Genomic DNA, 257 nt, shown 5'->3' with positions numbered 1-257 from the left:
CCGGGAATGATGGTCGCCGGAATATTGCGCAAAAACAGGTAGATAATCATGACTACCAGCGCGATAGCCATCATCAATTCAAACTGGGTATCGTTGACCGATGCGCGGATATTGGTGGTGCGATCGGAAAGCACTGTTACCTTCACCGATTTCGGCAGACTCTCGGTGAGCTGTGGCAGCATCTGCCGGATGCTGTCGGCGGTGGAGATAATGTTAGCACCGGGCTGGCGCTGAACATTCATCACAATGGCCTGTTC

1 protein-coding gene is annotated in these 257 nt (G+C 52.9%); it reads right to left on the bottom strand.

Features of this window, described 5'->3' with window-relative positions:
• Window positions 1–257: efflux RND transporter permease subunit (locus R2R70_RS21405; protein WP_410979110.1), on the bottom strand; the 257-nt coding region annotated here is incomplete at both ends.

Source organism: Cobetia sp. SIMBA_158 (genome assembly GCF_046566945.1).
In the GTDB taxonomy this organism is placed as follows: domain Bacteria; phylum Pseudomonadota; class Gammaproteobacteria; order Pseudomonadales; family Halomonadaceae; genus Cobetia; species Cobetia amphilecti.
The sequence above is the reverse complement of the archived record's forward strand: the minus strand, read 5'-3'. Positions and strand labels throughout refer to the sequence as shown.